Here is a 23,693-nt window from a genome sequence, read left to right as displayed (position 1 = left end):
GTGATGGCACAGGCACATACGATTGAACTGGTGGCGTTGGAAAAACGCTTTCCATCACTCGATAAACCGGCGGTGGCCAGCTTGACGACCACGTTGCGCAGTGGCGCGGTGACCGGACTGGTTGGCCCCGATGGCGCAGGCAAAACTACCCTGCTGCGCATGTTGGCAGGTTTGCTGCTCCCCAGCAGCGGCAAGCTGACCGTCGCGGGGTTGGATCCGATCGCACAAGATCGCCAGTTGCACGCCATTCTCGGTTACATGCCGCAAAAGTTCGGGCTGTATGAAGATCTGACGGTAATGGAAAATCTCACGCTGTATGCCGATCTGCGCGGAGTCACCGGCGATCTGCGTAAGCAAACCTTTGAGCGGTTGCTGACGTTTACCGATCTGACCCGCTTTACCGAACGGCTGGCGGGCAAGCTTTCCGGCGGGATGAAACAAAAGCTCGGGCTGGCCTGTACGCTGCTTGGCCAACCCCAGGTATTGCTGCTGGATGAGCCCGGCGTCGGCGTCGATCCCATTTCACGTCGTGAACTCTGGCGAATGGTGCATGAGCTGGCCAACGATGGCATGCTGATCCTGTGGAGTACCTCCTATCTCGACGAAGCCGAGCAGTGCCGCGAAGTGCTGCTGATGAACGAAGGCGAACTGCTATTTAGCGGTGCGCCACAGGATCTTACCCAGCGTATGGCTGGCCGTACCATCTTGATCGATACCCCAGCGGGTAGCCACCGGGCGCTGTTGCAACGGGCGATCTGTCTGCCTGCGGTTAGCGACGGTGTGATCCAGGGGAAATATCTGCGGTTGATCCTCAAGCAGTGCGAAGATCATCAGCAAGTATTGCGGGATCTGGATCTGCCTAAGGCCGAATTAACCGAGGCCGATCCGCGTTTTGAGGATGCGTTTATCGATCTGCTGGGCGGTGGCCCGAACAGCAAATCCGCCCTGGCCGAGATCATGCCCACGGTAACGGGCGACAGCTCGGAAACGGTGATCGAAGCACAGGGGTTGACCAAAAAATTCGGTGACTTTGCGGCTACCGACCATGTGGATTTCAAGGTGCAGCGCGGCGAGATTTTTGGCCTGCTTGGCCCCAACGGCGCGGGCAAATCCACCACCTTCAAGATGATGTGTGGCCTGCTGGTGCCTAGCGATGGCAAAGCGCTGGTGCTCGGTATGGATCTAAAAACCAGCTCGGGCAAGGCGCGCCAGCATCTGGGCTATATGGCCCAGAAATTTTCGCTGTATGGCAACCTGACGGTGGCGCAGAACCTGAAGTTTTTCTCCGGTGTTTATGGGCTGAGTGGCAAGAACCAGCGCGATAAAATCGACGAGATGTCTCGCGCCTTCAACTTCGCCCCGATCCTCAACCAAACGCCGGATTCGCTACCGCTCGGTTTCAAACAGCGGCTGGCGCTGGCCTGCGCGCTGATGCATGAGCCAGACATTCTGTTTCTTGATGAGCCCACCTCGGGCGTCGATCCGCTGACCCGGCGCGAGTTCTGGCTGCATATCAACGGCATGGTGGATAAAGGCGTGACGGTGATGGTCACCACCCACTTTATGGATGAAGCGGAATACTGCGATCGCATCGGCCTGGTATATCGCGGCAAAATTATCGCCGCCGGTACACCGGACGATCTCAAACAGCAGATAGCCAGCGAGCAAAACCCCAACCCTTCGATGGAAGAGGCGTTTATCGAACTGGTGCAGGGCTACGATCGGGAGGAGACAACATGAGCAGCGACAACGGCTTTTCCTGGCGGCGACTGCGGGCGTTATGCCTGAAAGAAACCCGGCAGATCCTGCGTGATCCCAGCAGCGGGCTGATTGCTTTTGTCATTCCACTGATGCTGCTGTTTATCTTTGGCTACGGCATCAACCTGGATTCCAGCAAGCTGCGGCTGGGGATCCTGATGGAACAGCAAAGCGAAGAGGCACGAGATCTGGCCAATGCCTTTATAGGCTCGCCCTATATCGAACCCACCGTCAGCGATAATCGCCAGCAACTGATCCAGATGATGCAGGCTGGCAGTATCCGTGGCCTGGTGGTGATCCCTAATGATTTTGCCGAGCATCTGGCAAGACCCAACGACCGCGCTCCGTTGCAGGTGATTACCGATGGCAGCGAACCCAATACCGCCAACTTTGTGCAAGGCTATACCCAAGGGATCTGGCAAATCTGGCAGCAACAGCGCGCCACCGATCTGGGGCGTGATGACAAGCCGCTGATTGAAGTCCAGATGCGCTACTGGTTTAACCCGGCGGCCATCAGCCAGCACTTTATTATTCCAGGGGCCATCACCATTATCATGACGGTCATCGGTGCCATTCTTACCTCGTTGGTCATCGCCCGCGAATGGGAGCGTGGCACCATGGAGGCGCTGCTTTCCACCCAGGTCACGCGCAGCGAGCTGCTGCTGTCCAAACTGGTGCCGTACTATTTCCTGGGCATGATCGCCATGGTGCTGTGTATGGTGGTTTCGGTATTTGTACTCGGCGTGCCCTACCGTGGCTCCCTGCTGCTGTTGTTCGTGATCAGCAGCCTGTTCCTGGCCAGCACGCTCGGCATGGGGCTGTTAATCTCGACCATTACCCGCAACCAGTTTAACGCGGCAATGGTGGCCCTGAACGCCGCCTTTTTACCTTCAATTATGCTGTCTGGGTTTATCTTTCAGATCGACAGCATGCCCGCCGTGGTACGTGCGGTGACCTATATCATTCCGGCGCGCTACTTTGTCAGTACGCTGCAAACGCTGTTCCTGGCAGGCAACATCGGCACCGTGCTGGTGATTAACCTGCTGTTTTTGATCGCTTCGGCGGTGGTGTTTATCGGCCTGACGGCCTGGAAAACCCAGCGGCGGCTGGATTAAGGGGAAGCCATGTTTCACCGTCTCTGGACGTTGATCGTTAAAGAAATGCAGTCTCTACTGCGCGATCCGCAGACCCGCGCGATCCTGATTATGCCAGTGTTGTTGCAGGTGGTGCTGTTCCCGTTCGCCGCCACGCTGGAAGTCACCAACGCCACCATCGCGGTGTACAGTGAGGACAGCGGCCAGCACTCTATTGAGCTGACTCAACGCCTTGCCAAGGCCAAAGCCTTTTCTCACGTGCTGTTGTTGCGCAGCCCGCAGGAGATAAGAACCACTATTGATAATCAGAAAGCGCTGCTGCTGGTCCGCTTCCCGGCCAACTTCTCACGGGATATCGCCAGCGGTAATACCGCGCCGTTGCAGTTGATCCTCGATGGCCGTAACTCCAACAGCGCGCAGATCGCCGCCAACTATGTGCAGCAGATCGTACAGGACTACCAGAATGAGCTGATTGGGCAGCGTACCAAGCCCAACAACAGCGAACTGGTGGTACGCAACTGGTATAACCCGAATCTGGATTACAAATGGTTCGTCGTGCCTTCGCTGATCGCGATGATCACCACCATCGGCGTGTTGATCGTTACCTCGCTTTCCGTCGCGCGTGAACGTGAGCAAGGCACGTTAGAGCAGTTGTTGGTTTCGCCTTTAACCACCTGGCAGATTTTTATCGGCAAGGCGGTACCGGCCCTGATCATTGCCACCTTCCAGGCTTCGATCGTGCTGTTTATCGGTATCTTTGCCTACCAGATCCCGTTTGCCGGTTCGTTGCTGCTGTTCTACGGCACCATGCTGGTTTACGGGTTGTCTTTGGTGGGCTTCGGGCTGCTGATTTCTTCGCTGTGCGCGACGCAGCAGCAGGCGTTTATCGGGGTGTTTGTGTTTATGATGCCGGCGATACTGCTTTCTGGCTATGTCTCGCCGGTGGAAAACATGCCGGTTTGGCTTCAGCATCTCACCTGGGCCAACCCTATCCGCCACTTCACCGATATCACCAAGCAGATCTACCTCAAGGATGCCGGTTTCGGCATCATCTGGCACAGCCTATGGCCACTGTTGGTGATTACCGCCACCACCGGTAGCGCGGCCTATGCCATGTTCCGGCGCAAGATTGCCTGAACGGATCCGCCGGTTCATCGATTGATGATGGTGGAAACGTAGCTAAGGCCGGGGAGTTAACCACTCTCCGGCTTTTAATATTCGCGTCTGGGGGATCGCGTTTTATTGGTGATCCAGCCCGTTTTATCCCTCACCCCAACCCTCTCCCAAAGGGCGAGGGAGCTAGTACAGCGCTAGAGCTAACTACGAGAGTAAAACTGAGGCACCTTCGGTTCCCTCTCCTGAGGGAGAGGGTTAGGGCGAGGACACCGACTTTCCGCTTTTAGCGACGGTTGCCGAAGATACGCAACAGCATCAGGAACAGGTTGATAAAGTCGAGATACAGCGTCAATGCGCCAACGATGGCGTATTTGCGGAAGCTGTCTTTATCATCGGCATTCAGCTGTTCACCCATCGCTTTCAGTTTCTGGGTGTCATACGCCGTCAGGCCCACAAATACCAGCACGCCGATATAGGTGATTGCCCACATCAGCGCCGGGCTTTTCAGCCAGATGTTCACCAGTGACGCCAGCACAATACCAATCAGCCCCATAAACAGCATGCTGCCGAAACCGCTCAAATCGCGTTTGGTGGTGTAGCCGTACAGGCTCATCGCACCGAACATCCCCGCAGTGACCACGAAGGTGCTGGCGATAGAGCTATAGGTGTAAGCAATGAAGATGCTCGATAGCGTTAGCCCGGTCAGCGCCGAGTAGAGCATAAATAGCCCAGTGGCCATGGTTCCGCTCAGGCGGTTAACCATGCCGGAAATCACAAACACCAGGCCCAACTGCAGGATAATCAACCCAAAGAAGGTGATCTGGCTAGAGAAAATAAAGTTGATGATCGCAGGCGTATGCGCTGCATACCAGGAAACAAATGCGGTCAACAGCAAGCCACAGGTCATCCAGCCATACACCTGCGCCATATAAGCCTGAATGCCGCTGTTGGCACGTTCAACGATCGAACCATTACGTGGATATCGGTCCATGACGGTTACCTTTTACATGTGAGCCAAGTTTCGGGGAACTTCCCCTGCCAACAGTAAGCGTATCACAGAAAACGCTACGCGAAACGGGCAAAGGTATTGATTTATTTCCGCTGTTGAAGCTCGATTTACCAACGTTTGGCGGCTTGTTTATCCGTATCACGAGCCTCTACCCAGCGCTCTCCCTGCCCGGTCGCCTCACGTTTCCAGAAGGGAGCTCGGGTTTTCAGGTAATCCATAATAAATTGTGCCGCCTCGAAGGCCATGCTGCGGTGGGCGCTGGTCACGCCGACAAACACAATTTCATCACCAGGGAAGAGATCACCGATGCGATGGATCACCGTTGCCCGCTGCAATGGCCAACGGGCCCGCGCTTGTGCAACAATCTCTTCAAGGGCTTTTTCAGTCATGCCAGGGTAATGCTCCAACGACAGCGCGCTGACGTCATCCCCCAGATTGTGATTACGTACCTTGCCGGTAAAAGTCACCACTGCGCCGTCATCATCACACTGTGCCAGCCACTGGTATTCTTCACCTACGCTAAAGGTTGCCTGGCCAACGCGGATACGAGTATTTTCCACTGTTAACCTCCGGTTACCGGTGGAAAGAAAGCCACTTCATCACCGGCTTGCAGCGGATGCTCTGCGGCCACCAGCGATTGGTTCACCGCCGTCAGCAATTTACCGGGCTCCAGCGCCAGCGCCCAACGATCGCCACGCTCGCACAGCGATTTACGCAACTCTTCAACCGTAAGGTACTGCGCCGGCAGGCTCAGCATATTGGTACCGACCAGTTCACGCACCTGCGCGAAAAACAGAATAGTGATCATGATTCCACCTTAAAATCACCGGACTTGCCGCCGCTTTTTGCCAGCAGCCGCACCGGGCCAATTACCATATCTTTCTGCACCGCTTTGCACATGTCGTAGATGGTGAGTGCGGCCACCGAAGCGGCAGTCAACGCCTCCATTTCAACCCCGGTTTTACCGGTCAAACGGCAGCAGGTTTCGATACGCACTCGGTTAAATTCCGGCTGCGCTTCGAGCTGTACTTCCACCTTGCTTAACATCAACGGATGGCAAAGAGGGATCAGTTCCCAGGTGCGCTTCGCCGCTTGAATTCCGGCAATACGTGCCGTGGCAAATACGTCGCCTTTATGGTGGCTGCCGTCGATAATCATCGCCAGCGTTGCCGCCTGCATTTCTACAAAAGCCTCGGCACGGGCTTCACGTACCGTCTCCGCTTTGGCAGAGACATCGACCATATGGGCCTCGCCAGCGGCGTTAATGTGGGTTAGCTGCGTCATAGATTATTTCTTTAAATGGGGTAAGAAGTTGCACGGGCGATGGCGCGCGTCCAACTGTTCTTCAATAATACGCTCCCAGGCGGTACGACAGGCGCGGGTGGAACCCGGCATGGCGAAGATCACCGTCTGATTGGCAATACCGGCCAAAGCGCGGGACTGGATGGTCGCGGTGCCGATCTCTTCGTATGACACCATGCGGAACAGTTCGCCAAACCCTTCCACTTCACGGTCAAACAGCGGCAATAACGCTTCTGGCGTATTGTCCCCGGAGGTAAAGCCGGTGCCGCCGTTAATCAACACGGCCTGCACGTCATCGCTGGCAATCCATGCGGAAACCTGCGCACGGATCTGATAAATATTGTCTTTGACCAGGGCACGTGCCACTACCTGATGGCCGGTTTCCTGCGCGGCTTCTTGTAGATATTGCCCGGAGGTATCTTCCGCTTCAGTGCGGCGATCCGAAACGGTCAAAATGGCAATCTTGGCCGCAATAAATTCACTGCTGGTTTGGCTCATTGTGTGTTGTGCTCCTGATTGTCGATGGCCCCTCACCCTAACCCTCTCCTTTAGTGAGAGGGGGACCGTTCGAGCTGGTATTCATCATCTGACGTTCCCCATTGCTACAGGAAATCGTATCAACCGCCGATAAACGAGAGGTTCTGCGTGAGACCGCTATTGCCCTGATGCAGGAAGTGGGTCTGCTTTTTGGTTTGCAGCCCGCTTTGAATGCGCATTTTCAGCTGTTCCAACTGGCCGTCATCCGCCAGCAGATCGCGCAGGGTAATCCCTTGCTCACCAAACAGGCACAAATGCAGATTGCCAATGGCGGAAACCCGCAGGCGGTTGCAACTGGCGCAGAAATCTTTTTCGTACGGCATGATCAGCCCTATCTCGCCCTGATAATCCGGGTGGCTGAATACCTGCGCCGGGCCATCACTGCGGCCACGAACTTGGCGCTGCCAACCCTGCTGCTCCAACTGCAGGCGGATCACTTCGCCAGACACATGGTGCTTGCGGAACAGATCGCTGCCATCACCGGTTTCCATCAGTTCGATAAACCGCAGTTGGATTGGCCGATCCTTGATCCAGTTAAGGAAGCTGCCCAGTTGCTGGTGATTGACATCACGCATCAGCACTGCATTCACCTTTACCTTGCTGTAACCGGCGGTAAAGGCGGCATCGATGCCCTCCATCACCTGGCGGAACTTGTCCTGGCCGGTGATGGCATGAAACTGGCGCGCATCAAGGCTGTCTACGCTGACGTTAATCGCCGTGAGGCCCGCATCACGCCAACTGGCAACATCACGTGCCAGGCGATAGCCGTTGGTGGTCACAGCCAGGGTTCGGATCGCCGGGTTTTCGCGCACGGCGGCAATGATGTCGGTAAAATCGCGGCGTAAAGAAGGCTCACCGCCGGTCAGGCGGACCTTTTCGGTACCCAGTTCGGCAAAGGCACGGCTGACGCGCCGAATTTCATCCAGAGAGAGAAAGGCCTTGGGGCTGCCGCTCGACTTATAGCCATCCGGCAGACAGTAGGTGCAACGAAAGTTACACACGTCGGTGATCGATAGGCGCAAATAGTAAAATTTGCGCTCAAAAGCATCAATAAGTTGCGGCACCTGTAACACCTTCCAAATACGGGAGATGCGAGCGTTTCCACTCTGCACCCTGGTGGCTGACTTCGCCACGGCCAAGATACCCTATCGCTCCAAAGAACAACGTAGGTACCAAGGCTAGGAGTTTTGATCCCATCCCCGCTACCTCAAGTAGCCGGAACGAAACCGTGGTTTTCCTGAGAATTCTAGCGCTAAACAGCCGCGATAGCCAATGTGGATTAACGCTATATAGTTGTGTATACAGCGTTTTTTCACCTTCTCAAGTCTGGATAACCATAATAAACAACCGTTATGCCAGCGAATTGACCAGAATCACGCAAATCGCACTCTTTATCGCGTTTTTGTGCCAAATCCGCTACTTTATGCAGGCAGTCTACCTACCCTGAGTTAAGGAATTTTATGCGCAACCGTACCCTGGCCGATCTTGATCGCGTCGTGGCATTAGGTGGTGGTCACGGTCTTGGCCGTGTGATGTCTTCACTGTCCTCGTTGGGTTCTCGCCTGACCGGCATTGTCACCACCACCGATAACGGCGGTTCTACCGGCCGTATCCGCCGTTCTGAAGGCGGCATTGCCTGGGGTGACACCCGTAATTGCCTCAATCAGCTGATTACCGAGCCTAGCGTCGCCTCGGCGATGTTTGAATACCGTTTTAGCGGCAACGGGGAGTTGGCAGGGCATAACCTGGGAAACCTGATGCTAAAGGCCTTGGATCACCTGAGCGTACGCCCGTTGGAGGCGATCAATCTGGTACGTAGCCTGCTGAAAGTGGACGCTGCGCTGATCCCGATGTCGGAACAGCCGGTCGATCTGATGGCCCACGATCATGAAGGGCACCAAGTCTACGGTGAAGTGAATATCGACCAGCTAAGGATCATGCCGCAAGAGCTGATGCTCTCCCCGCCGGTACACGCCACCCGTGAAGCGGTTGAGGCGATCGCGCAGGCCGATCTGATCCTGATCGGGCCAGGCAGTTTTCTTACCAGCCTGATGCCACTGTTGCTGCTTGAGGATCTGACTCAGGCCCTGCGACGCAGCAGCGCCAATATGGTGTATATCGGTAACCTGGGCCGCGAACTGAGCGTCGCCGCAGCCGCACTGACGCTGCAAGACAAACTGACGCTGATGGAAGAGAAGATTGGCCGTAAAATGATTGACGCGGTGATCGTTGGCCCGGCGGTGGATACCAGCGCCATGCAGGATCGCATTGTGGTGCAACAACCGCTGGAAGCCAGCGATATCCCGTATCGCCACGATCGACAGCTATTACGCCAGGCGCTGGATACCGCGTTGGTGCAGCTAGCTAGCCGCGATTAATCTTGACCACGGAGCCAAGGATTATCGCTAACGCTGTCGATGTAGAGATCTTCCACCTGCTTGCGTGCCCACGGGGTGCGGCGCAAGAACTTGAGGCTGGATTTGATGCTCGGATCGCTGCTGAAGCAGTTAATGCGAATACGCTCTGCCAGCCCGTTCCAGCCATATTGGGCTACCAGCTTGTTCAGCAGTTGCTCCAGCGTAATGCCGTGTAACGGGTCTTTGGATGGGGTTGCGGTCATGGCGGCTACTCATCTCAATACTTGGGGCGCACACCTTAATCAGCAAACCGGCATACGGCAAGAAAATTTACCGGGGCGCGCATACCACGCCCCTTGGGTTCACTATGATAGCGCGATAAACTGCTCGCGCAATTGGTGGATTTCATCACGCACCGCAGCGGCCTGTTCGAACTCCAGATTCTGCGCATGAGAATACATCTGAGCCTCCAACTCCTGGATTTTTTGCTCCAGCGCTTTGGGGGTGAGCAGTTTGTATTGCGCCGCGCTCTCTGCCGCTTTACCCTTCCCTTTGTGCTTGCCACGGCTGCTTGGTTGCCCAAGTTGCAGAATATCCGAAACCTTCTTGTTCAGGCCCTGAGGTACGATACCGTTGGCTTCGTTATGCGCCTGCTGCTTGGCGCGGCGGCGTTCGGTTTCACCGATCGCCTTGGCCATGGAATCGGTGATCCTGTCACCATACAGGATCGCTTTACCGTTGAGGTTACGCGCCGCTCGGCCAATGGTCTGGATCAGTGAGCGCTCAGAACGCAGGAACCCTTCCTTGTCCGCGTCCAGGATCGCCACCAGCGATACCTCTGGCATGTCCAGGCCTTCCCTTAACAGGTTGATACCCACCAGCACGTCAAACTCGCCCAGGCGCAAATCACGGATGATTTCGACACGTTCTACCGTATCAATGTCCGAGTGCAGATAACGCACCCGCTCCCCGTGCTCTTCCAGGTATTCCGTCAGGTCTTCTGCCATACGCTTGGTCAACGTGGTGACCAGTACGCGCTCGTTGATGGCCACGCGCTTGCGGATCTCGGAAAGCAGATCGTCCACCTGAGTAGTGACCGGGCGCACTTCGACGATCGGATCCAGCAGGCCGGTTGGGCGCACCACCTGATCGATAATATCGCCGCCGGATTTCTCCAGCTCATATTTGCCCGGCGTGGCGGACACGTAGATAGTTTGCGGTGCCGCAGCGGCAAACTCTTCAAAACGCATCGGCCGGTTATCCAGCGCCGAAGGCAAACGGAAGCCGTACTCCACCAGCGTCTCTTTACGCGAGCGGTCGCCTTTGAACATACCGCCGATCTGCGGGATGGTGACGTGGGATTCATCCACCACCAGCAATCCGTCTGCGGGCAGGTAGTCGAACAGGGTTGGCGGTGGCTCGCCCTCACCGCGCCCGGAAAGATAGCGCGAGTAGTTTTCGATACCGGAGCAGTAACCCAGCTCGTTCATCATTTCCAGATCGAACTGGGTACGCTGCGTCAACCGCTGTTCTTCCAACAGCTTGTTGTTTTCCAGCAGCACTTTACGCCGCTGGGCCAGTTCCACCTTGATCTCTTCCATCGCCTGCACGATACGTTCACGCGGGGTAACGTAGTGAGATTTGGGGTAAATGGTAAAGCGTGGCACCACCTGCTCAATCTGGCCGGTTAGCGGATCGAACAGCGACAGGCGTTCGACCTCTTCGTCGAACAGCTCAACGCGCAGCGCCAACTCGTCCGATTCTGCCGGGAAAATGTCGATCACTTCGCCACGCACGCGGAAGGTGGCACGCTGGAAGGCCTGATCGTTGCGGGTATATTGCAGCTCGGCCAGACGGCGCAGGATCGAACGCTGATCGATGATCATGCCCTTGGTCAGGTGCAACATCATTTTCAGGTACAGATCCGGATCGCCCAGGCCGTAGATCGCGGAAACCGAAGCCACCACCACTACGTCACGCCGCTCCAGCAGCGCTTTGGTGGCCGACAGGCGCATCTGCTCGATATGTTCGTTGACCGAGGCATCTTTCTCGATAAAGGTATCGGAGCTAGGCACATAGGCTTCTGGCTGGTAGTAATCGTAGTAGGAGACAAAATATTCCACCGCATTCTCGGGAAAGAACTCTTTCATCTCGCCATACAGCTGCGCCGCCAGAGTCTTGTTGGGCGCCAGCACCATGGTGGGCCGGTTGAGGTCGGCGATCACATTGGCGATGGTAAAGGTTTTACCCGAGCCGGTAACCCCCAGCAGCGTTTGATGCGCCAGGCCGTCTTCCAGGCCCTCTTCCAGCTTTTGGATGGCTTGTGGCTGATCGCCGGCCGGTTTGAATTCGGAATGCAGTTTGAAATGTTTGCTCATATCCCCATCATCTTTCAGGTTTGCGGCCAGACGGTAGCGGCCTAATTATGGAAAGACCGGAAGATTTCCGCCAGTGCCCATGATACTGGATATAAAACCAGCTTCAAGCGGATTTACGCTATTGCGTCCGTTAACGGGGCGCGAACGCACCGGCAAGGTGACAATACCATGACATTTTTATTGTCAATCACTCTGTTATCCCCAGATTGCGTCACGAATTAACTTTTGGCCGTCAATACGCTAAAAAATCGCCCATCGGTACGTTAACGGTATCCGTTGGCTTGATTTTAATTAACTTATTGATATTAAATATATTTAATAAAAAGACGAGAATGCGGACAACCTGCATACAACCCGCGCCCGCTCTCTGTTCACACCGCTTTTCTAAGTATAATGCACAAGGTTATCCACAGGAATAGTGGATAACTCTCACTACCCCACGGGGGGCGGGAGTTGCGGAAAGAACGCTTTTCCCAATGAAACGTCAACGGAGCCGGTTTTTTAGTTATTTTTTGACAATATTATCGCTTTGGTTATGCCGATTAATGCTAAAAGCCGTGATAACAAAATTCTTCTTTTACCTATTTCGCTTGCCAGGGGTTGCAAGTTGCGGCAACAACCTTTAGGGCTTGCACCAACAGCTTGCCCTGCCGCACGGTAACGGTGCAAAAAACGCCCAAGTTAACCTTCAGGCCCTGGCAGAGCCCTTGCTCACCGGGCTCAATTCAATTAACAAAACAGTAACAAACTGACTTTTTCGTTGCGCAACGCCTGATGGCCTGGTAATTGCATTTACTTATTCAGGGGCGTGACCTTGCGGAAGAACTGGCAAATTTTGGCCAAAACCGGCTGGAGCCTACAAGGTTATCTTCGGCGAAAAAGTTCATTGCATACCAAAAAGCCCCCCTAGAGCCGCCAAACGACCGGTAGCGGCCATTTTTCAATTTTTTAGCCTGAGCCGCGATTAAGGTAATCAGCACAGCATTTGCCACACCCGGGAGAGACACCGCTTGCTGCGGTCAACGTTATCCATGCGTGAATATCGGTCTTGGAGGAGATGCCAAATGTTAAGCTTACGGGCGGTAAACCAATATTATGGACAACAGCATACGCTGTGGGATGTCAGCCTTGAGTTGCCTCGTGGGCAATGCACCCTGTTGCTTGGCCGTAATGGGGTGGGCAAAACCACGCTGATCAATTGCATCATGGGACACCTGCCGATCGTCAGCGGCAGTATGACCTGGCAGTTGGCGGATGAGCCACCGCAAAACCTGTTGCCACAGCCGGTAGAAAACCGGGCATTACTGGGCATTGGTTACGTGCCACAAGGGCGGCAAATCTTTTCCCAACTGAGCGTAGAAGAGAACCTGCAGGTAGCCTTGCTGGCCGAGCGTGGCAAGGTCCGCCGTATGCCCCCTATTATTTACAATCTGTTCCCACGGCTGCAGGCGATGCGTATGCGCCGTGCGGGCGACCTGTGCCAAAGTGAGCAACAGCAGTTGGCGTTAGGCCGCGCTCTGATGCTGGAACCGGAACTGCTGATCCTGGATGAACCCACCGCCGGTATGTCACCTTCCCTGGCGACGGAGATCGGCCTGGTGCTCCGTAAGCTGAATCAGGAGCTGGGCATGACCATTTTGCTGGTTGAGCACCAACTCCCCTTTGCCCGCCATCTGGCTGACCGCTTCTGTCTGATGGATAAAGGCCGTAACGTGGCCAATGGCACACTGGGGCAGTTGGATGAGGGGCTGATTGATGCCTATCTGACGGACTGATTCTGGCCCCTCCATGGGCCATCAGGTTAAGGGTTCAACCTGGTTAAATCGAGATACTGTCCCAATGCCTGCTGCTCTACCTGCGGTAAATGTGGGATCTCGCCCAACAGGGGCGCGGGCAATAGGCGGCAAAGAGTGGCAAGGTACTCTTGATGTCGTTTTCCCGGCGGGGTGACGTCATTGGCGATCCAGCCTGCCAGGGTCAAACCTGACTGTTGGATCGCCAGCGCAGTCAATAGAGCATGATTGATGCAGCCCAGCTTGATGCCCACCACCAGGATCACCGGCAGTTGCTCCTGCTGCACCCAGTCGGCAAAGGTTTCATGCTCAGAAAGCGGGGTAAACCAACCGCCTGCGCCCTCGACTAAAAGCCAGTCTGCACGTTGCTCAAGATGTCGTAAACCGGTGGAAAGCCGTGTCAGCGAGATGGGCCGCCCTTCGGCCTGGCTGACGATATGCGGCGAGGTCGGTTCTGCAAAGGTGTAAGGGTTCACTACGGCGTAATCCAGCGCTACGCTGCTGTTTCTCTGCAGTGCCAACGCATCGCTGTTACGTAACCCTTCATCGGTCATCTCACTGCCTGACGCTACCGGTTTATAACCAGCACAGCGCCATCCTGCCGCGCGGGCGGCCTGTAGCAAGGCACTGCTGGCCACGGTTTTGCCCACTTCGGTGTCGGTTCCGGTGACGAACCAGCGCTTAATCACGATAAATCACTCCATAAGCCAGATGATAACTGAGAGGAAACTGCCCATCCCGGCAAGGATAAGCAGCCTGCAACGCGGCAAGCCGTTGGCGTGAAAGCAGGCCAGCTTCGCGCCCTTGATGCAGGTGAGTCGCACCGATGCCCTTTAGCGATCGCATCAGCGTCATCACGTCGGGATAATTAAGCGTTTGCCAATCTGCCGTAAGCTGGTGCCGGTAGGGATGACAGGCGGCAGAGATGTGAGCTGGCGGCAGGAAGTTATTAACATGACGCTCACCATCGACTTGCTGCCAGGCGTCGCCTAACTCGTGTAAAGCCCCTTCAGCCAAAGTAGAAAACAGGATCAGTCCGCCGGGCCGCGTCACCCGATACAACTCTGCCAGCGCAAGAGGCAGATCGCTGCACCACTGCACCACCAGGCTGCTAAAACAGATATCCACCGAGGCGGTCGGCAAAGGGATGTGTTCGATATCCCCCAGCAGATAGCGATCCGCCGCTTGCTGCTGACGGGCAAAAGCCAGCATCCCCGGAGCCAAATCCAGTGCGCTGACCTGCTTGCCCAGCTCGCGCCAACGACGGCTGAAATACCCCGTGCCGCAACCGGCATCCAATACCTGCTGGCCTGGATGAGACAGCCCCATCCCCAGTAAGCGTTCACCAACCTCCCGTTGCAGCACCGCTGCGGTATCGTAGCTCGCCGCTGCCCGGCTGAAGGCCGCCGCCACCGCCTGCTTGTTCACCGTATCAATGGCAGACGTCATACAGTACCTCCAGCAAGCGATCGATATCCTGTGGCTGGTGGGCCGCAGTGAGCGTAATGCGTAACCGCGCTCCCCCCGGCGGTACCGTCGGCGGACGGATGGCGCTGACCCACAATCCCTGCTCTCGCAGGCGCTGCGCCAAATCCAGCGCCTGTTGGTTATCCCCCACCAACAACGGTTGGATAGCGGTATCCGACGCGGTTAGCGTTAACGGCAGACCCACCACTCCGGCACGAAAATGCTGAATGTGTTTTTGCAGCCGACTACGTAATTCATCCCCTTGCTGAATACAGCTTAAGGCCGCTTGCAAGGCACAGGCTTGAGCGGGCGGCATCGCGGTGCTGTAAATCAGATGACGGGCGAATTGCAGCAGATACTCAGCCAACGGTTCATCGCAGAGGATCGCCGCACCGCTGACGCCGAATGCTTTGCCAAAGGTGACGACCAACACCTCCGGGCGTACACCTTGCTGCCAGCAACTGCCGCGCCCTTGCTCGCCACGAACACCAATGCCGTGCGCATCATCCACCATCAGCCAGGCCCCCGCCTGCTGCGTCAACCGATGTAGTTCGGCCAACGGTGCGCTATCGCCGTCCATGCTGAACACCCCTTCGGTGATCGCCAACTGTTGGCCTGCACAGGTTTTTTGCAGCAAGGTGGCCAACGCCTGGGGCTGGTTATGGCGAAAACGCCGCAGTTGCGCCGGTGAGTGAGTGGCCGCTTCCAATATAGAAGCGTGGCTGAGCTTATCCGCCAGGATGCGATCGTCGGCCTGCATCAGGGCAGCAAGCAATGCCTGATTGGCCGCATAGCCGGAAATAAACAATAGCGCACGCGGGTAGCCGAGCCACTCCGCCAGTTGCTGCTCCAGCTCATGATGAGCATGGCAAAAACCGGTAACGTGGCCGGAACCGCCACTGCCAACACCGTACCGTTGTGCACCCTGCTGCCAGGCGGCGATCACCTCAGGATGTTGGCTCAGGCCCAGATAGTCGTTACCGGAAAAATTCACATAGCGCTGGCCGTCAAGTTGCAGATAACGGCCATTGCCGCCTTGATTCACTTGACGTTGTCGATAAGCGGCTGCTCCTCGCCGCTCCTCCAGCGCCTGTTCGATCCGTTGCTGCCAGCTCATTACAGCGCCGCGTTGTAGAATTCAGCGGTATCGGCGTGCAGCAACTGCTCGGTCAGCACCTGCTGCTGCTGATTGTCCCCCTGTTCGGTGGCAGTTTGCTGCGGATTCAGGCCCAGCTTACGGAACAATTGCAGATCCTTGTCCTCTTCCGGGTTGGGCGTGGTTAACAGCTTGCAGCCATAGAAGATGGAGTTGGCTCCGGCCATAAAGCACATCGCCTGAGTCTGCTCGCTCATCTGTTCACGGCCTGCCGAAAGGCGGACATAGGACGTTGGCATCATGATGCGGGCAATGGCAATGGTGCGGATAAAGTCGAACGGATCGACGTCGTCATTATCGGCCAATGGCGTACCTTTCACCTTTACCAGCATATTGATCGGCACGCTTTCCGGTGGCTTGGGCAGATTGGCCAATTGCACCAACAGCCCAGCGCGATCACGTACCGTTTCGCCCAGCCCGACAATCCCACCGGAGCAGACTTTGATCCCAGCGTTACGCACCTTATCCAAGGTATCCAGGCGTTCCTGATAGCTGCGGGTGGTGATGATGTTGCCGTAGAATTCCGGCGAGGTGTCCAGGTTATGGTTGTAATAATCCAGCCCCGCTTCGGCCAGCCGTTCGGCCTGCGCACCATCCAGCGTACCCAGCGTCATGCAGGTTTCCATCCCCATCGCCTTGACGCCCTGCACCATCTGTTGCAGATAAGGCATATCGCGCTCGTGCGGGTTTTTCCAGGCGGCTCCCATACAGAAACGGCTCGAACCGGCCGCTTTAGCCTTGCGCGCCGATTCCAGCACCTGTTCCACCTGCATCAGCCGTTCGGATTCCAGGCCAGTTTTATAGCGCGAGCTTTGCGGGCAGTACTTACAGTCTTCCGGGCAGGCACCGGTTTTGATCGACAGTAGTGTGCTGACCTGCACCTGTTGCGGATCAAAATGTTGGCGATGAACGGTTTGTGCTTCGAACAGCAGTTCGAGTAAGGGTTTATCAAACAGGGCCTGGGCTTGCCCCACTGTCCAGCGAATGCGGTCGGCCATTTACGGCGTCTCCAAAAGGGAAAAAAGTGTCGTCAGTGTAAAGTTTGCGATTATACTGTCAACCATTCTATTAAAATTTGGTTTACGGTTAATGTCTGTTTCTCCCTGCGATATTGAATTCGATCGACGCCACATCTGGCACCCTTACACCTCCATGACCCAACCCTTGCCTTGCTATCCGGTGGTATCCGCCAACGGCGTCGAGCTGCAACTGGACGATGGCCGCCTGCTGGTGGATGGCATGTCTTCCTGGTGGGCGGCGATCCACGGTTACAATCATCCGCACCTGAATCAGGCAGCCGTGCAACAGTTGGAGAAAATGTCGCACGTGATGTTCGGCGGCATCACTCATCCCGCCGCTATTGAACTGTGCCGCAAGCTGGTAGCTATGACGCCGGAGGCTTTGCAGTGCGTATTCCTGGCAGATTCTGGCTCGGTGGCGGTTGAAGTGGCGTTAAAAATGGCGCTGCAATATTGGCAGGCCCGTGGCGAACGGCGGCAGCGGATCCTGACCTTACGCCACGGCTATCATGGCGATACCTTTGGCGCGATGTCGGTCTGCGATCCAGATAACTCCATGCACAGCCTGTATCAGGGCTATTTGGCCACCCATCTGTTTGCTACCGCACCGCAGTGTCGTTTTGACCAGCCTTGGGACGAACAGGACATTGTCCCGTTTGCCGAATTACTGGAGCAGCACGCCGGGGAAATAGCCGCCGTGATCCTGGAGCCGGTGGTGCAAGGAGCCGGTGGGATGCGCATCTATCATCCAACCTATCTGCAACGCGTGCGGGAACTGTGCGATCGCTACCAAATCCTGCTGATTGCCGACGAGATCGCCACCGGTTTTGGCCGCACCGGCAAACTGTTTGCCTGCGAACATGCCGACGTGGTGCCGGATATTCTCTGCCTGGGCAAAGCACTAACCGGTGGCTATATGACCCTTTCCGCCACCCTGACCACGCGCCACATTGCAGAAACGATCAGTAACGGGGCCGCAGGCTGCTTTATGCATGGTCCAACCTTTATGGGTAACCCGCTGGCCTGTGCCGTCGCCTGCGCCAGCCTGTCCTTGCTGGAGGAAAATCGCTGGCAACATCAGGTCGCCACTATTGAAGCACAGCTTAAACAGCAGCTGCTACCGCTGGTGAAATCACCCAAGGTGGCCGACGTGCGGGTGCTTGGGGCAATTGGCGTGGTGGAAATGTATCAGCCGGTGGATGTGGCGTTGCTGCAACGCGGATTTGTCGAACGCGGCGTGTGGATCAGGCCCTTCGGTAAACTGATCTACCTGATGCCGCCTTATATCATCACGCCAGAACAGCTCACCCGGCTAACGGCGGCGATCGCCGCTGCGGTGGAGTAACGGTTTTAAGGTTGTATTGTGTCGGCAAAACGATCTAGCTTAGGGGTTCGGTATTTCAGACAACTGGGAGTCATTATGGCTTTTCGTTTGTACAGCAACGATCTGCAAGACGGCGCAAAAATGCCTGAACGGCAGGTATTTAACGGCATGGGCTACCACGGGGACAACCTCTCCCCTCATCTGGCCTGGAAAGATGCACCAGCGGGCACCAAGAGCTTTGCCATCACGGTTTACGATCCCGATGCCCCTACCGGCTCCGGCTGGTGGCACTGGGTGGTCGCCAATATCCCGGCAAACGTGCATGAACTGCCACAAGGTGCGGGTTCCGGCAAACCGGGGCTACCGGCTGGCGCAGTGCAAACCCGTACCGATTTTGGAAAGGCAGGCTATGGTGGCGCGGCTCCGCCGCAGGGTGAAAGCCATCGTTATCAGTTCACCGTGCATGCGTTGGACGTGGAAAGCATTCCAGTGGACGCAGAGGCGAGCGGCGCAATGGTCGGTTTTAACATCCACTTCCATAGCCTTGGCAAAGCGACGTTGACGGTAAAATACAGCTGAGAAACCTTGAGGGGCGAAGCGCTTCGCCCCATTTTTTAACCCACTATTTTGCCAGCACGCTCACCCACATAGGGCCTTTACCCACCGGGTAACGCGCCACGTCCGTCAGCTCACCGCTGTCTTGGTCAATCTGATACACACCGATATGGCCAGATTTCTGCCCTGCCGCAATCACGAAGCGACCGCTGTGATCGATATTGAAACCACGCGGCTGTTCTTCTGTGGCATGGTGGCCAACCACCGCAATCTTGCCGCCGTCTTCCGAGACGCTGAATACGGTCAGGATGCTGGCGGTGCGATCGCTGGTATACAGGAAACGACCGTTTGGCGTGAGGTGGATATCCGCCGCCCAACGGGTGCCGGTGAAATCGGCAGGCATCATGTCCAGGCTTTGCACCAGCGTATATTTGCCACCGTTGGCTTCGATGGCGAACACGTCCACCGTGCCATCCAATTCATTAACGCAGTAAGCAAATTTATCGTTGCCATGGAATGCCATATGGCGCGGGCCCGCTCCGCTTGCCGTCGCTACGGCTTCTTGGCCGTGTGGCGTCAGTTGGCCCTGCTGGCTCAGATTAAACAGGCGGATGCGGTCCTCTTTCAAGCACGGCACCAGCAGCAATTGATTGGTAGGGTCAATATTGGCTGAATGCGGCGCGGTCAGGCCATCGATCTGCTGGGTAGGCGCCAGCACTACGCCATCATGGCCAATCGGGCTGATGCTGGCACAGTTGCCGCTGTAAGACGCCGAGAACAGATAACGCCCCTGCAAATCGGTGGAAATATGGGTTGGGCTGCCTGGCAAAGGTGCCATCCCTGCCTCATGTAACGTGCCATCTTCCGCAATACGGTAACTGACAATGCCAAACGCCGGGCGTACCCCAACATACAGATGGGTGTTATCCGGATGGATCGCCATCGGCTGTACCTGCCCCGCCACCTCGACCGTTTGCAGCAGTGCCAGTGAGCCCTTGTCGTCTAACTGCCATACGTGGATCTGCTGGCTCTCCGGGCTGGCGACATAAACGATTTGCTTCATTTGCTCTCCTTAATGAGAAAGGGTAACCGGTTTCAGTTTGTTCTAGCTTACGCGACATTTGTGACATGGCAACCCTAGGCTGCGTCCCTCAACGCGGTTTTATCGAATGGTTATCCGGTGTACCATCGAGGTAATTTTGTTGCTAACTATAATGAGACCGCTATGAGCTACCGTGTTATTGCCCTCGATTTAGACGGCACTTTGCTAGACAACCAGAAACGTATCTTACCGCAGTCGCTGGCCGCGCTGGAGGAAGCCCGTGCCGCCGGAGTGAAAGTCGTGGTGGTCACCGGCCGCCATCACGTGGCTATCCACCCGTTCTATCAGGCGCTGCAAATCGATACGCCAGCCATTTGTTGTAACGGCACCTATCTGTATGACTTCCAGCAGAAAAAGGTACTGGCCTCCGATCCGCTGGCAAAAGAGCAGGCCAAGCAGGTACTGCAACTGCTCAAGCAAAACGATATTCACGGCCTGATGTATGTGGACGACGCCATGCTGTATCAGGAGACAAGCGGTCATGTGATCCGTTCGCTGGCTTGGTCAGAGACTTTGCCGGTAGCCCAGCGCCCAACGTTGTTGCAGGTCAACAGCCTGATGCAGGCGGCGGATGACGCGCAGGCCATCTGGAAGTTTGCCACTTCACATAGCGATCTCCCGGCGCTGCGCAGCTTTGCCGAAATGGTAGAAAAAGAGCTGGGCCTGGCCTGCGAATGGTCCTGGCACGATCAGGTGGACATTGCCAAAGGCGGCAACAGCAAGGGCAAACGCCTGCAGCAGTGGGTGGAGTCACAGGGGTTGAGCATGGATCAGGTGGTCGCCTTTGGTGACAACTACAACGACCTGAGCATGCTGGAAGCCGTTGGGCTGGGCGTTGCCATGGGGAATGCCGATAATGCCATCAAGGAACGTGCGGATCTGGTGATTGCCGATCACCTGCAGCCGGGGATTGCCGAAGTGATCCGTTCTCGCGTGCTGAATTAGCAAGATACCCCTCACCCTAACCCTCTCCCACAGGGAGAGGGAACCGATCGAGTTGGACTGAAAGTATCGTGATTCTTCATGAGCACCGGCAGATTCAGCTTGGTTGAAGGGGCGATCGAGTTTGCTGAGGTGACCTCTTTATTTCCAAAAGAGCAGGGGCTAATAGCTCCCTCTCCCTGTGGGAGAGGGTTGGGGTGAGGGGCCATCGCGGCTGATCGACACGCTCTTGACCTGTGCATACAGCCACTGGCCGGGCCTGATAGCCAGATCGTCACGAGCCCATGGAGTGATCCGCGCCCAGAGAATGTTCTCCCCGACCGTCAGCTTCACCTCAACCTGCCCTGCTACATCGAGACACTCCACCACCTTAGCGGGCAGAATATTACGGATGCTGCTGTTGGCTGGCGGTTGCAACACTAAAGAAACGTCGGCGGCGTTGATACGAATACGCATTTGGCTGCCCACCGGCGCTTCAATACCGCCGACCCACAGCCGCTGATCGCCCAGTGCCAGCGCGGTCATGGCATAGCGTGGGTGATGCTCAATCACGCTCACACTCAACACGCTGCTCTGATCTTCACGCTGTAGCCAAGGCCGCAGCGCGCTGCTGGCCCAAACCTCCTCCAACCCACCGTACGCCCGCACCTGGCCGTGATCCAACACCATCACCTGCTCTGCAAGGCGCAAGATCTCGTCCATGCTGTGGCTGACATAGAGGATGGGGATGTTGACGTCCTGCGCCAGCCGTTCCAGATACGGTAGCAGTTCACGCTTGCGCGGCATATCGAGCGAGGCCAGCGGTTCATCCATCAGCAACAGTTCCGGCGCGGTCAGCAGCGCCCGACCAATCGCGACGCGCTGTTTCTCACCGCCGGACAGGGTCAAAGGCAAACGGTTCAGCAAAGGCGCAATCCCTAACAGCTCGACAATGCTGTCAAACTGGCCGCGCATACTGGCCGCCATGCCGTATTGCAGATTGCCGCGTACGCGATAATGCGGGAACAGGCGCGCATCCTGGAAAACATAGCCAACCCGGCGTTTTTCCGGTGGCAAACAGACACCGCTGGCGGTATCCACCAGCGTGCGGCCATTCAGCACAATACGCCCCTGCTGCACCAGCGTCAGGCCACCGATGGCATTGATCAAGGAGGTTTTACCGGCCCCGGAAAGCCCGAAGATCGCCGTGATCCCCTGAGCCGGCAGATTAGCCTGCACATTGAGATTGAGATCGCCAAGCTGCTGGGAGAAATCCAGTTCTAACATCTATAGGCCCATACGCTTGCGGCCCCAGCGGGCCAGCCATTCAGAAACCATCAGGGCAGCCAGTGCCAGCACGATGGCAATCACGCACAAACGCGCCGCCGCCGCCTCGGCCCCTGGCGTTTCGATCAGGGTGTACATTGCCAGCGGGATGGTACGGGTTTCACCAGGGATATTGGAAACAAAGGTGATAGTAGCGCCAAACTCGCCCAAAGAGCGGGCAAAGGCCAGCACCACGCCAACGATCACACCGGGCAGCGAAAGCGGTAAGGTGATGGTGAAAAACACCCGCCACGGATTGGCGCCCAAGGTGCGGGCTGCCTGTTCCAAACGGGTATCCACCGCTTCCAGCGACATGCGGATAGCCCGCACCATCAGCGGGAATGCCACCACCGCCGAAGCCAAGGCAGCACCACGCCAGCTGAAACTGAAGCTGAAACCAAACCAGTTGTAAAGCCATTCGCCGATGAAGCCGCGCCGCCCCATGGCGATCAGCAGCAGATAGCCCACCACCACCGGTGGCAGGACTAACGGCAGATGAATAATGCTATCCAACAACGATTTACCGGGAAAATTGCAGCGAACCAGGATCCAGGCCATCAAAATACCCAGCGGCAAACTGCAGATCACCGCCAGGCTGGACACTTTCAGGCTCAGTTCAACCGCCTGCCACTCATACTCACTTAATATCATTTACGCGGGGTGAATCCATAACGTTCGAAGATAGCCGCAGCGGCCGGAGTCTTCAGGTAATCGTAGAAAGCCGTCACGGCTGGCGTCTGGTGATCTTTAACGATGGCCATTGGATACTCAACCGGCTTGTGGCTGTCTTCCGGGAAGATGGCAATCACTCTGACCTTGTCACTGGCCACGGCGTCCGAGCCGTAAACGATGCCCAGCGGAGCTTCTTCACGCTCAACCATGGCCATGGCGCTGCGCACATTATTAGCCCGGGCCAGCTGAGGTTCCAGCGTGGTCCATGCTCCCAGGTTCTGCAACGCTTCTTTGGCGTAGATGCCCGCAGGAACATGATCCGGATCGCCTACGGACAGGCGGCCGCCGTTGAGCAATTTGGCCCAGTCGGTTTGCTTATTGATGGTGATTTTATCTTGTTTGGCCGCTTTGGCGGCGATCAGCACCAACTCGTTGCCCAACAGGGTATAACGGGTGTCTTTCACCATCAGCTGCTTATCGATGGCGTAATCCATCCATTGCTGATCGGCAGAGATAAACATGTCCGCAGGTGCCCCTTGCTCAATCTGGCGTGCCAGCGTTGAGGAGGAAGCAAAAGAGGAGACGACTTCAACGTCTTTGCCTTTCTGGTATTCGGTGGCGATATCTTGTAAGGCGTTGGTCAGCGAAGCCGCGGCAAACACGGTGATTTTCTCCGCCGCAGAAACCTGTGCCACCAGCCCGCAAGCCAATGCCACACCGCCAACCCAGTTAATCCATTGCTGTTTCATTGTTTTCTCCGCAAGTTAACTCTCATTACATCGCTATGTAAAAAATAATATAACGCAG

24 protein-coding genes and 1 riboswitch are annotated in these 23,693 nt (G+C 56.2%); of the genes, 8 read left to right on the top strand and 16 right to left on the bottom strand.

Going from position 1 to position 23,693, the window contains the following annotated elements:
• Positions 1-3: 3 nt before the first annotated feature.
• From ACKWMY_RS01870 to ACKWMY_RS01860, 3 genes are read left to right on the top strand one after another with little or no spacing between them, the layout of a single operon-like run.
• The gene (locus tag ACKWMY_RS01870; RefSeq protein WP_409485800.1) at positions 4-1,740 is read left to right on the top strand and encodes an ATP-binding cassette domain-containing protein; all 1,737 of its coding nucleotides are present in this window, start codon (positions 4-6) and stop codon (positions 1,738-1,740) included.
• The gene (locus ACKWMY_RS01865) at positions 1,737-2,873 is read left to right on the top strand and encodes an ABC transporter permease (RefSeq protein WP_024530558.1); all 1,137 of its coding nucleotides are present in this window, start codon (positions 1,737-1,739) and stop codon (positions 2,871-2,873) included. Before ACKWMY_RS01870 ends, ACKWMY_RS01865 begins: the two co-directional genes overlap by 4 nt.
• 9 nt (positions 2,874-2,882) lie before the next feature.
• The gene (locus tag ACKWMY_RS01860; RefSeq protein ID WP_021805223.1) at positions 2,883-3,989 is read left to right on the top strand and encodes an ABC transporter permease; all 1,107 of its coding nucleotides are present in this window, start codon (positions 2,883-2,885) and stop codon (positions 3,987-3,989) included.
• Positions 3,990-4,251: 262 nt separating this feature from the next.
• On the opposite strand, the gene ACKWMY_RS01855 is transcribed toward ACKWMY_RS01860, so the two are convergent.
• From ACKWMY_RS01855 to moaA, 6 genes are all read right to left on the bottom strand, one after another.
• Entirely contained in the window at positions 4,252-4,959 is a 708-nt protein-coding gene (locus ACKWMY_RS01855) for a Bax inhibitor-1 family protein (protein WP_021180400.1), read from the bottom strand.
• 125 nt (positions 4,960-5,084) lie between these two features.
• The gene (gene moaE, locus ACKWMY_RS01850; RefSeq protein ID WP_024530556.1) at positions 5,085-5,537 is read right to left on the bottom strand and encodes a molybdopterin synthase catalytic subunit MoaE; all 453 of its coding nucleotides are present in this window, start codon (positions 5,535-5,537) and stop codon (positions 5,085-5,087) included.
• Between the two features lie 2 nt (positions 5,538-5,539).
• Positions 5,540-5,785: a molybdopterin synthase sulfur carrier subunit gene (gene moaD, locus ACKWMY_RS01845; RefSeq protein ID WP_024530555.1), complete on the bottom strand. Its 246-nt coding sequence runs from the start codon at positions 5,783-5,785 to the stop codon at positions 5,540-5,542.
• Positions 5,782-6,261: a cyclic pyranopterin monophosphate synthase MoaC gene (moaC, locus tag ACKWMY_RS01840; protein WP_024530554.1), complete on the bottom strand. Its 480-nt coding sequence runs from the start codon at positions 6,259-6,261 to the stop codon at positions 5,782-5,784. Before moaC ends, moaD begins: the two co-directional genes overlap by 4 nt.
• A 3-nt stretch (positions 6,262-6,264) precedes the next feature.
• Positions 6,265-6,777, bottom strand: a complete 513-nt coding sequence (gene moaB, locus ACKWMY_RS01835; RefSeq protein ID WP_024530553.1) for a molybdenum cofactor biosynthesis protein B — start codon at positions 6,775-6,777, stop codon at positions 6,265-6,267.
• 119 nt (positions 6,778-6,896) lie between these two features.
• Positions 6,897-7,880, bottom strand: a complete 984-nt coding sequence (gene moaA, locus ACKWMY_RS01830; RefSeq protein ID WP_409485799.1) for a GTP 3',8-cyclase MoaA — start codon at positions 7,878-7,880, stop codon at positions 6,897-6,899.
• A riboswitch (molybdenum cofactor riboswitch) is annotated at positions 7,871-8,013 on the bottom strand. (Overlaps the previous gene by 10 nt.)
• Before the next feature lie 263 nt (positions 8,014-8,276).
• Here moaA and yvcK point away from each other — a divergent pair.
• Complete coding sequence (gene yvcK, locus ACKWMY_RS01825; protein ID WP_024530551.1) at positions 8,277-9,194, top strand: uridine diphosphate-N-acetylglucosamine-binding protein YvcK; 918 nt, start codon at positions 8,277-8,279, stop codon at positions 9,192-9,194.
• Here the strand turns inward: yvcK and ACKWMY_RS01820 are convergent.
• Together ACKWMY_RS01820 and uvrB are read right to left on the bottom strand one after the other, a co-directional pair.
• On the bottom strand, positions 9,191-9,436 hold the full coding sequence (locus ACKWMY_RS01820; protein WP_021180393.1) for a VF530 family DNA-binding protein: 246 nt from the start codon (positions 9,434-9,436) through the stop codon (positions 9,191-9,193). The two genes, yvcK and ACKWMY_RS01820, sit on opposite strands and share 4 nt — an antisense overlap.
• A 102-nt stretch (positions 9,437-9,538) precedes the next feature.
• Positions 9,539-11,551: an excinuclease ABC subunit UvrB gene (gene uvrB / locus ACKWMY_RS01815; RefSeq protein WP_024530550.1), complete on the bottom strand. Its 2,013-nt coding sequence runs from the start codon at positions 11,549-11,551 to the stop codon at positions 9,539-9,541.
• A gap of 1,064 nt (positions 11,552-12,615) precedes the next feature.
• Here uvrB and ACKWMY_RS01810 point away from each other — a divergent pair.
• Complete coding sequence (locus ACKWMY_RS01810; RefSeq protein WP_409485798.1) at positions 12,616-13,326, top strand: ABC transporter ATP-binding protein; 711 nt, start codon at positions 12,616-12,618, stop codon at positions 13,324-13,326.
• 26 nt (positions 13,327-13,352) lie between these two features.
• Here ACKWMY_RS01810 and bioD read toward each other — a convergent pair whose 3' ends face one another.
• The 4 genes from bioD to bioB are packed head-to-tail and all read right to left on the bottom strand — an operon-like array spanning position 13,353 to position 16,965.
• Positions 13,353-14,033, bottom strand: a complete 681-nt coding sequence (gene bioD, locus ACKWMY_RS01805; RefSeq protein WP_074027962.1) for a dethiobiotin synthase — start codon at positions 14,031-14,033, stop codon at positions 13,353-13,355.
• Positions 14,026-14,793, bottom strand: a complete 768-nt coding sequence (gene bioC, locus ACKWMY_RS01800; RefSeq protein WP_024530547.1) for a malonyl-ACP O-methyltransferase BioC — start codon at positions 14,791-14,793, stop codon at positions 14,026-14,028. Before bioC ends, bioD begins: the two co-directional genes overlap by 8 nt.
• A complete protein-coding gene (gene bioF / locus ACKWMY_RS01795) occupies positions 14,777-15,928 on the bottom strand; it encodes an 8-amino-7-oxononanoate synthase (protein WP_308871165.1) in 1,152 nt (383 codons plus the stop codon). Before bioF ends, bioC begins: the two co-directional genes overlap by 17 nt.
• Entirely contained in the window at positions 15,928-16,965 is a 1,038-nt protein-coding gene (bioB, locus tag ACKWMY_RS01790) for a biotin synthase BioB (RefSeq protein ID WP_024530545.1), read from the bottom strand. Before bioB ends, bioF begins: the two co-directional genes overlap by 1 nt.
• Positions 16,966-17,056: 91 nt before the next feature.
• Between bioB and bioA the strand changes: the two genes are divergently transcribed.
• Together bioA and ACKWMY_RS01780 are read left to right on the top strand one after the other, a co-directional pair.
• The gene (gene bioA / locus ACKWMY_RS01785; protein ID WP_308871166.1) at positions 17,057-18,331 is read left to right on the top strand and encodes an adenosylmethionine--8-amino-7-oxononanoate transaminase; all 1,275 of its coding nucleotides are present in this window, start codon (positions 17,057-17,059) and stop codon (positions 18,329-18,331) included.
• Between the two features lie 75 nt (positions 18,332-18,406).
• Positions 18,407-18,889 carry a kinase inhibitor gene (locus tag ACKWMY_RS01780; protein WP_409485797.1) on the top strand — a complete coding sequence of 161 codons (483 nt, stop codon included), beginning with the start codon at positions 18,407-18,409 and terminating at the stop codon, positions 18,887-18,889.
• A gap of 43 nt (positions 18,890-18,932) precedes the next feature.
• Here ACKWMY_RS01780 and pgl read toward each other — a convergent pair whose 3' ends face one another.
• The gene (gene pgl / locus ACKWMY_RS01775; protein WP_409485796.1) at positions 18,933-19,928 is read right to left on the bottom strand and encodes a 6-phosphogluconolactonase; all 996 of its coding nucleotides are present in this window, start codon (positions 19,926-19,928) and stop codon (positions 18,933-18,935) included.
• 162 nt (positions 19,929-20,090) lie between these two features.
• Between pgl and ACKWMY_RS01770 the strand changes: the two genes are divergently transcribed.
• Positions 20,091-20,912: a pyridoxal phosphatase gene (locus ACKWMY_RS01770; RefSeq protein ID WP_074027957.1), complete on the top strand. Its 822-nt coding sequence runs from the start codon at positions 20,091-20,093 to the stop codon at positions 20,910-20,912.
• 159 nt (positions 20,913-21,071) lie between these two features.
• Here the strand turns inward: ACKWMY_RS01770 and modC are convergent, their stop codons facing one another.
• From modC to modA, 3 genes are read right to left on the bottom strand one after another with little or no spacing between them, the layout of a single operon-like run.
• A complete protein-coding gene (gene modC, locus ACKWMY_RS01765; RefSeq protein WP_024530540.1) occupies positions 21,072-22,175 on the bottom strand; it encodes a molybdenum ABC transporter ATP-binding protein ModC in 1,104 nt (367 codons plus the stop codon).
• Entirely contained in the window at positions 22,176-22,865 is a 690-nt protein-coding gene (gene modB / locus ACKWMY_RS01760; protein ID WP_024483123.1) for a molybdate ABC transporter permease subunit, read from the bottom strand.
• Entirely contained in the window at positions 22,862-23,635 is a 774-nt protein-coding gene (modA, locus tag ACKWMY_RS01755) for a molybdate ABC transporter substrate-binding protein (protein WP_409485795.1), read from the bottom strand. The genes modB and modA overlap by 4 nt, the downstream gene beginning before the upstream one ends.
• Positions 23,636-23,693 lie beyond the last annotated feature (58 nt).

This window comes from Serratia sp. J2 (genome assembly GCF_046269175.1).
In the GTDB taxonomy this organism is placed as follows: Bacteria; Pseudomonadota; Gammaproteobacteria; order Enterobacterales; family Enterobacteriaceae; genus Chania; species Chania fonticola_C.
The sequence above is the reverse complement of the archived record's forward strand: the minus strand, read 5'-3'. Positions and strand labels throughout refer to the sequence as shown.